The following is a 7,376-nucleotide window of genomic DNA, read 5'->3' as shown; positions in this document are numbered from 1 at the left end:
TTTTTACGAATATTTGTTTTTTCGTTGAAGATTTCTGTCCATTTACCGCCGTTAACTTTGGCGCGAATTTTGTGGAGGCTGTTGCGTTCATCGAATTCTTCAATGGCGATGGTTTCGCCTTCTTTATCCACAAAAAAATCTTTTACGCGTTGGCCGCCGCGTGTCCCGGGAATAACATTTTTTCGGGTTAAATCGACTTTGTAGAGATTGTATTCGGAGTCGGGAAAATGGTTATCAACTTGCGACCATGCAGGCATGTAAGCAAAGCGACCATCGGGGCTTAAGCCCACCACACGCCCCAGACCTGTTTGGCCAGCCAAAATCAATTCTCCAGGAATTAACAATTGGCGAATTTTTTTATCGTTGAGATCCAGTACATAAGCAGTACTCAAGTCAAAATAACCTCGAAAACCATCTAAGCGTCTAAATTCCGAAGCTATGAGCTCAAGCTTATCGTCTGTGAAAAACTGGATGGTTTGTGGCTGAATTTTAGAAACATCTGCAACGAATACAGCTTTCTTTTCGCTGAGAGAATTTACGATGATGAGATCTTTCCCATCGGCGACGCGGCGAAAAGCAATTAGATTTCCGTTGGGCGAAATGGCAACCATTTGCGTAACGGGAAGAGCTCCGTAATCGCTAGCGCTTGGGGCTGCAAAGGTAGTGGCACTTGTGGTGAATAAAAAAGAAATACAGATGAGGGCGCGCTTAATATCCATGTTCAAACTCCGTCTGGGTATTATTCTTGTTGTACAAGCAAGTGCTTGAGAAGCCCCTAGCAACTCCTTGCATGTTGAAAACGGGGTTAAGATGCCAGAGGGTTTTTCAAAAGAAAAGCCAGACTTGAGTTGCGTGGCTTCTTTTATCCATTTTTAGTGAAGCAGCTAACGGCTCTCCAATATCTCCCGCGCATGCGCCAAGGATTGCTCAGTCACTTTTGCGCCGCCAAGCATGCGGGCAATTTCGTTGACTTTGTCTTCGCCTTCTAAAAGCACCAGCGTGGATTCCGCGCTGGTTTTGGTGGATTTTTTACTCACGAGTAAATGTTGGTGGCCTTTACTCGCAACTTGCGCGAGGTGGGTTACGCAAATCACTTGGCCTTTTTCACCGAGTTGCCGCAAGAGCTTGCCCACAACATCTGCAGTTGCGCCGCCGATGCCTACGTCTACTTCGTCGAACACTAATGTTGGTGTTGCGGATGTTTGCGCGGTGATGACTTGAATCGCCAAACTGATGCGCGATAACTCGCCGCCCGACGCAACTTTCGCGAGCGGTTTTGGCGCTTGGCCTGGGTTAGTACTGATTAAAAATTCCACCTCTTCCAAACCGCTCGCAGAAGGTTTGTCTTCCAGTGAATGCAAATTTACGGTGAGCTTTGCATTTTCCATCGCCAGATTTTTGAGTTGATCGTTCACCAATTTGGCCAGGCTGGTTGCCGATTTTTGTCGTTTGTTAGAGAGCTGGCCGGCGAGTTGTAAAAACGCGTTCTCGGCTGCGGCTACTTGTTTGGCGAGTTGGTCTAGTTTGGCGTCGCCGCCTTGTAATTGATCTAACTCTAAGCTTAAGCGCGCGGTAAATTCCGCTAACTCTTCCGGCCGAATACGATGTTTGCGTGCAATGTCGTAAATATCACTTAGGCGCGACTCAACAACTTGCAGGCGCTCAGGGTCGAGGTTAAAGGTGTCTATGTGATGATCAATTTCATGGCAGGCTTCTTCCACCTGAATTTGCGCGCTGGTGAGTAATTCTTCTGCCGCGATCAGTGCGGCAGATTTTTCTGGCATATCGCGCAAGATATGAAGCGCGCGATGCAAGTTGGTGTTTAAGCCTTGTTCGTCGTCATTGCACAGAGCGAGTAATTCGTGGCTGCCTTGTAAAATCTCGCCCGCGTTGGCGAGGCTGCGTTGCTCAGCCTCCAACTTATCTAATTCGCCGGGTTGCAGGCCCAACTGATCAAGCTCGTTGACTTGGTAGCTCAGTAATTGAAAGCGCGCGCTCACCTCGGCAGCGTTATCGCGCAGGTGAACGTAATGTTCGAGCCGGCTTTGCCATTCGCGGTAAGCGAGGCGAACTTGTTTGGCGAGTTCAGCGTGGCCGCCAAACTCATCTAACAGGCGGCGATGGGTGTCTTTTAACAAGAGCGATTGGTGTTCATGTTGACTGTGAATGTCGATCAGCATTTCGCCGAGGGTGCGCAGTTGCTGGAGGGTAACGGGCTGGCCGTTGATAGAGGATTTGGATTTCCCTTCGTTATTAATCAGGCGGCGCAAAAGGCATTCGTTGGGTGAATCGATTTGCTGCAAATCATTAGCGACCAGCCATTCCTGCGCGGTGGGAATGCGGCTGGTATCGAAACTGGCCGTAATGTCTGCGCGGGTTGCGCCTAGGCGTACACGGTCGGCCTCGGCGCGGTCGCCCAAGGTTTGGCCTAGGGCATCGAGCAGAATGGATTTACCCGCGCCGGTTTCTCCCGTTATCACCGTCATCCCCGGTTTCATGTCCAGGTCTAGTTTTTCTACCAAGGTAAAGTTTTGGATGCTGAGGTGAGTGAGCATTGGCGCGGCTCCGAACGAATAATTTCATCTGGCTGTTTATACAGTCTTTTTTGCTTTTTTGCAAAATCGAAAATCTTAATTATGACGAAGTAGAATAATTCAAATTCGATTTGCTTAATAATTGATCGTCCCTGAGTCGATATTATTTCCATGCTCTTGATTTTATAAATTGGGTTAATGACCTTTTTGTTTTTAAGTTTTTGTAATTTAAGGGTATTTATATTTTGGTTAAGTTTTTGCTAATCGACAGAGTGTCAACGCGGGGGATATGAATTCGCGCTAACATCAATTCACACTTAAGGACATCTTATGAAAAACTTTTCTCAATCTTCTCTAGTCAAATTTATGGCTGCTGGCGCTTTCGCCTTGGCTGCTTCTGTTGCAAACGCGGGCAATATCATATTGACTGGTCATGACACTGATGATCATGGTGCAACAGATTTTATGAACTGGGGTTTGAACCTATTAACCAATAATACAACAACCGCACGTGTGGGCTATATCGGTTCTTACTGGGCGGGAGGTCTGGATTCATACTTAGGGAACTACGACAACTTCCAGCAATACGATGTAAATGATGCAAGTTGGACCAATGCATTCACAGATGGAAACGATGTTCTCGTTATAGGTTCTGGCTGGGACTTCATTAGTCCCAGCAATTCTGCAGCCATGAACGCGGCTGCGTCTCAGTTTGCTTCATTTTTCAATGCGGGCGGTTCATTGTTCGTAAATACTCATCAGGGTTTGGGGCAGAGCTTTTATGATTTTCTTCCGCCTGTGGGTAATGTTGCAGCATCTGATTTGACCACTTGCTCAGCTGAATTTGGGGATGGTTCGTGCATGTCGCCAACAGCTGCGGGTACTGCAACAGGATTAACCTTGAGTACCATTGCAGGAGCGAGCATTACTCATAACCAATTTAGTAACTTTGGTCCTACCTTCACAGCCTACGAGACTTATGTGCCAACAGGTAACGCCATTACAATTGGTTTAATCGGTGGAAAAATTGACGATGGCGGTTTCCACACCGATGTACCAGAGCCTGCTCCATTAGCTTTAATGGGATTGGGTTTGCTTGGTTTGGCTCTGCGCAGACGCAAAGCTTAATTAGGTTGCCTGATGCTAAAAAGACCCGCCCTGAAAAGGCGGGTCTTTTTTTGGGCGGAAATTAGTTATTAATCCCATCCCTAATCTCCATCTGACCTATATGAGCTAGGTAAAGCGTGGGCGAAATGATCAATTTATTCGCAATGCTGTAAAAAATCGTCAAGTAAATGCGCTTAATTCCGTCCTGTGGGCTATAAACATGGTTAGCAAACAGAATGTTTCGCGAAAGACCTCCTTCCGTTGGGGGCTAAGCATATAACCGGCGTCTTTGCAGGAGAAAACCATGTCATTACCATTCAGCCGCCGCTTTAGCCTAGCGCCATTAGCGCTATTAAGCGGCCTACTCTTATCCACGGTTGCGGTTCAGGCGGATACTCCCGCAGCCTGCAAAAACACTAAGTGTAAATATTTGGAGACAACACTTTCCCCGCAAGAGCGTGCGGCAGATTTGGTCTCACGCATGACCTTGGAAGAAAAAGCGACCCAAGTGGGGCACATTGCGGTTGCGATTCCGCGCTTGGGTATTCCTGAGTACAACTGGTGGAATGAAGGTTTGCACGGCGTTGCGCGCGCCGGCTTCGCGACTGTATTCCCGCAGGCGATTGGTATGGCGGCATCTTGGGATGAGCCTATGATGCAAAAAGTGGGTGACGTGGTGAGTACCGAGTTCCGCGCCAAGTACCTTGAAACTTTGCACCCTAACGGTGGCTCAGATTTCTATCGCGGCCTCACCGTTTGGTCGCCCAATATCAATATTTTCCGCGACCCACGCTGGGGGCGCGGCCAGGAAACCTACGGTGAAGACCCTTACCTGACCTCGCGCTTAGGTATCGGCTACATCAAAGGTTTGCAGGGCGACGACCCCAAGTTCTTTAAAACCATCGCCACCTCGAAACACTTTGCGGTCCACAGTGGCCCAGAATCCAATCGCCACAAAGAAAGCGTTTTCCCCACACCGCGCGATTTGGAAGATACCTATCTGCCAGCCTTCCGCGCGACTGTGACCGAGGCGAATGTGCAATCTGCTATGTGCGTGTACAACGCGGTTAACGGTGTGCCCGGCTGTGCGAACGAAGAGTTGATGGAGAACTACCTGCGTAAATCTTGGGGCTTTAAAGGATACGTAGTGTCTGACTGCGGCGCTGCGGCCAATATCTACCGCGAAGACAGCCTGCACTACAAAAAGACCGCCGAAGAGGGGGTTACCGCCGGGTTGAAAGCGGGTATGGATTTGATTTGCGGTGATTATCGCAACCATATGACCACCGAAGTTCAGCCCATTATCAACGCCGTTAAACAAGGCATGTTGCCGCAAGCTGTGTTGGATCAAGCCTTGGTTCGTCTGTTCGTTGGCCGTATCAAGCTTGGTATGTTCGAGCCTTCACTGCCATTCGCTGACATCAAAAAGACCGATTACAACACGCCTGCTAACCACGCCGTATCCTTGGAAATGGCCAAGAAAGCCATGGTGTTGTTGAAGAACGATGGTTTGTTGCCATTGAAAAAAGCGCCCAAAACCATCGCCGTGATTGGCCCCAACGCCGACAGCTACGATGCGCTGGTCGGTAACTACTACGGCAAACCATCTGACCCAATTACGGTGTTAGACGGTATTCGCGCGCGTTTCCCAGATTCAAAAATCATCCACGTAGAAGGCACTGGCTTGGTTGGCCCCGCTGAAACCCCAGTTCCTGATTCGGCCTATTGCCAAGATGCCGCCTGTAAGACCGCTGGTTTGAAAGTTGAGCATTTCGCAACACCTAAATTGGCTGGCGAGCCAACATCAGCTGCAACCGACACAGGTGCGCATTTCGCTTGGAAGGGTGAAGAGCGTGCATCTTCCATCCGTTGGACTGGCTTCTTGAAAGCACCTGCAACGGGTGAATACCAATTCCGCTTCGCCAGTGAAGGCGGTTACCGCGTGTGGGTTGGCGATAAGTTAGTGGTGGATGAATGGTGGGTGGGCGACGCACCTTCTATCCTCTCTGGCGCTACTAATCTGAAAGCTGGCGAGATCTATCCTGTGAAAGTCGAGGCCTTCCAAATTGGCCCTATCGGCGACCAAAAGCTTGTATGGAGCCTGCCGGGTGATTTGGGCAAAGAGGCGGTTGATGCCGCCAAAAAAGCCGATCTGGTTGTGTTCGTAGGCGGCTTGTCTGCCCGTGTTGAAGGCGAGGAAATGAAAGTGCAAGCCGAAGGCTTTACCGGCGGCGACCGCACCAGCCTTGATTTGCCTGCACCGCAACAAAAACTGTTGGAGCGCTTGAGTGCAACCAAAAAACCTATGGTTCTTGTGTTGATGAACGGCAGCGCCCTGTCAGTTAACTGGGCAGATCAAAAAGTCCCAGCGATTGTTGAAGCTTGGTACCCCGGCAGCGAAGGCGGTACTGCCGTTGCGCAACTGCTCGCCGGTGACTACAGCCCAGCCGGTCGCTTACCTGTGACTTTCTACAAGTCTGCCGATCAGTTACCAGCCTTTAGCGATTACAAAATGGATGGCCGCACCTACCGTTACTTTAAGGGCGATGTGCTTTATCCCTTCGGCCACGGTTTGAGTTACACCACCTTTAACTACGCCATCCCAAGCGTATCTGCCAAAACTATTAAGGCGGGTGATGCGGTGGATGTGACGGTTGATGTCACCAACGCCGGCAAAATGGACAGCGACGAAGTGGTGCAACTCTACATCGCCAAACCAAACGATACATCTAACCCCGTGTTGGCAGGTTTCGCGCGCGTAAACCTTAAAGCAGGCCAAACCAAGCCGGTTACCTTGAAGGTAGATGCTCGCGCTTTGTCCTTGGTGGATGAAAAAGGTATTCGCAAAGTACAAGCGGGCGATTACACCTTGCACCTTGGGGGTGGTCAGCCCAAATACGCGAAAACCGCTGCGGCGCGTTTAACCGTAACCGGGGAGGCGCTTCTGCCGAAGTAAGCCGGAAACCCGGTGGAAAGGCGATGCCCGAGAGGGTGTCGCCTTTTTTTATGCGCGGACACTTTTTAGGCGTGAAAAACACTCGGAACAGCGGTGAAACGGGCGGGCTTGAATCCTGTAATCCCAACCCCATATAGCGACCACTGATTTGTTTTGCGGTAAGCGAACCGCGTGAAAAATATTAGGAGAAGGCTGTGTCCACTGAAGAATACGAAAACGTCCAAAACGCTGATGCCCAAGCCAATGCCCAAGCAGATACAGAAGCTAACGAAGCGCCTGAGGTAAGTATTGAAGGTTTGCAAGCTCAACTGGCAACCTTGGCCGCTGCTTACGAATCGGCAAAAGAACAATCCTTGCGCTCACAAGCAGATGCACAAAATGCCCGCCGCCGCGCAGAGCAAGATATCGAAAAAGCCCACAAGTTCGGCCAGGAAAAAATCGTTAATGATTTGTTGCCGGTAGTGGATAACCTTGAGCGCGCCCTAGGCACCATTGACGCATCAAACGAAGCCTTAAGTGCAATTGCCGAAGGCATTCAGCTCACGTTGAAATCCTTTATCGACGCCTTGGCGCGCCACCAAGTGATTGTGGTGAATCCTCACGGCGAGCCTTTTGATCCCAATTTGCATCAAGCCGTTTCGGCTGTGCCCAATCCCGATGTAGAACCTAATACCGTGATCAACGTTTTCCAAAAAGGTTACACGCTGCACGGTCGTTTGGTTCGCCCGGCTATGGTTGTGGTTTCCAAAGCGCCTTAAGCTTTTTTAGAAGTAATAAGT

General features: G+C 49.7%; 4 protein-coding genes and 1 pseudogene. 3 read left to right on the top strand and 2 right to left on the bottom strand.

Annotated features, from left to right (window positions below; all coding sequences use genetic code 11):
- Together U1F02_RS15385 and recN are read right to left on the bottom strand one after the other, a co-directional pair.
- Positions 1-719, bottom strand: a pseudogene (locus U1F02_RS15385) (hypothetical protein); the annotation flags it as partial.
- 165 nt (positions 720-884) lie between these two features.
- Positions 885-2,555 (bottom strand): DNA repair protein RecN, encoded by a 1,671-nt coding sequence (recN, locus tag U1F02_RS15380; protein WP_409991291.1) that lies wholly within the window; start codon positions 2,553-2,555, stop codon positions 885-887.
- A 309-nt stretch (positions 2,556-2,864) separates the two neighbouring features.
- Here recN and U1F02_RS15375 point away from each other — a divergent pair, with 309 nt between their 5' ends.
- The 3 genes from U1F02_RS15375 (at position 2,865) to grpE (ending at position 7,355) form a co-directional block, all read left to right on the top strand.
- Entirely contained in the window at positions 2,865-3,662 is a 798-nt protein-coding gene (locus U1F02_RS15375) for a PEP-CTERM sorting domain-containing protein (protein WP_409991081.1), read from the top strand.
- 283 nt (positions 3,663-3,945) lie between these two features.
- Entirely contained in the window at positions 3,946-6,597 is a 2,652-nt protein-coding gene (locus U1F02_RS15370) for a glycoside hydrolase family 3 C-terminal domain-containing protein (RefSeq protein WP_409991290.1), read from the top strand.
- A 194-nt stretch (positions 6,598-6,791) separates the two neighbouring features.
- On the top strand, positions 6,792-7,355 hold the full coding sequence (grpE, locus tag U1F02_RS15365; protein WP_409991289.1) for a nucleotide exchange factor GrpE: 564 nt from the start codon (positions 6,792-6,794) through the stop codon (positions 7,353-7,355).
- The last annotated feature ends 21 nt before the right edge of the window (positions 7,356-7,376 follow it).

The organism is Cellvibrio sp. (genome assembly GCF_046347455.1).
In the GTDB taxonomy this organism is placed as follows: Bacteria; Pseudomonadota; Gammaproteobacteria; order Pseudomonadales; family Cellvibrionaceae; genus Cellvibrio.
The sequence above is the reverse complement of the archived record's forward strand: the minus strand, read 5'-3'. Positions and strand labels throughout refer to the sequence as shown.

Coding starts and splice junctions, on each gene's coding strand:
- U1F02_RS15370 (WP_409991290.1), top strand. CDS start 3,946: ATGTCATTACCATTCAGCCGCCGCTTTAGCCTAGCGCCATTAGCGCTA.
- recN (WP_409991291.1), bottom strand. CDS start 2,555: ATGCTCACTCACCTCAGCATCCAAAACTTTACCTTGGTAGAAAAACTA.
- U1F02_RS15375 (WP_409991081.1), top strand. CDS start 2,865: ATGAAAAACTTTTCTCAATCTTCTCTAGTCAAATTTATGGCTGCTGGC.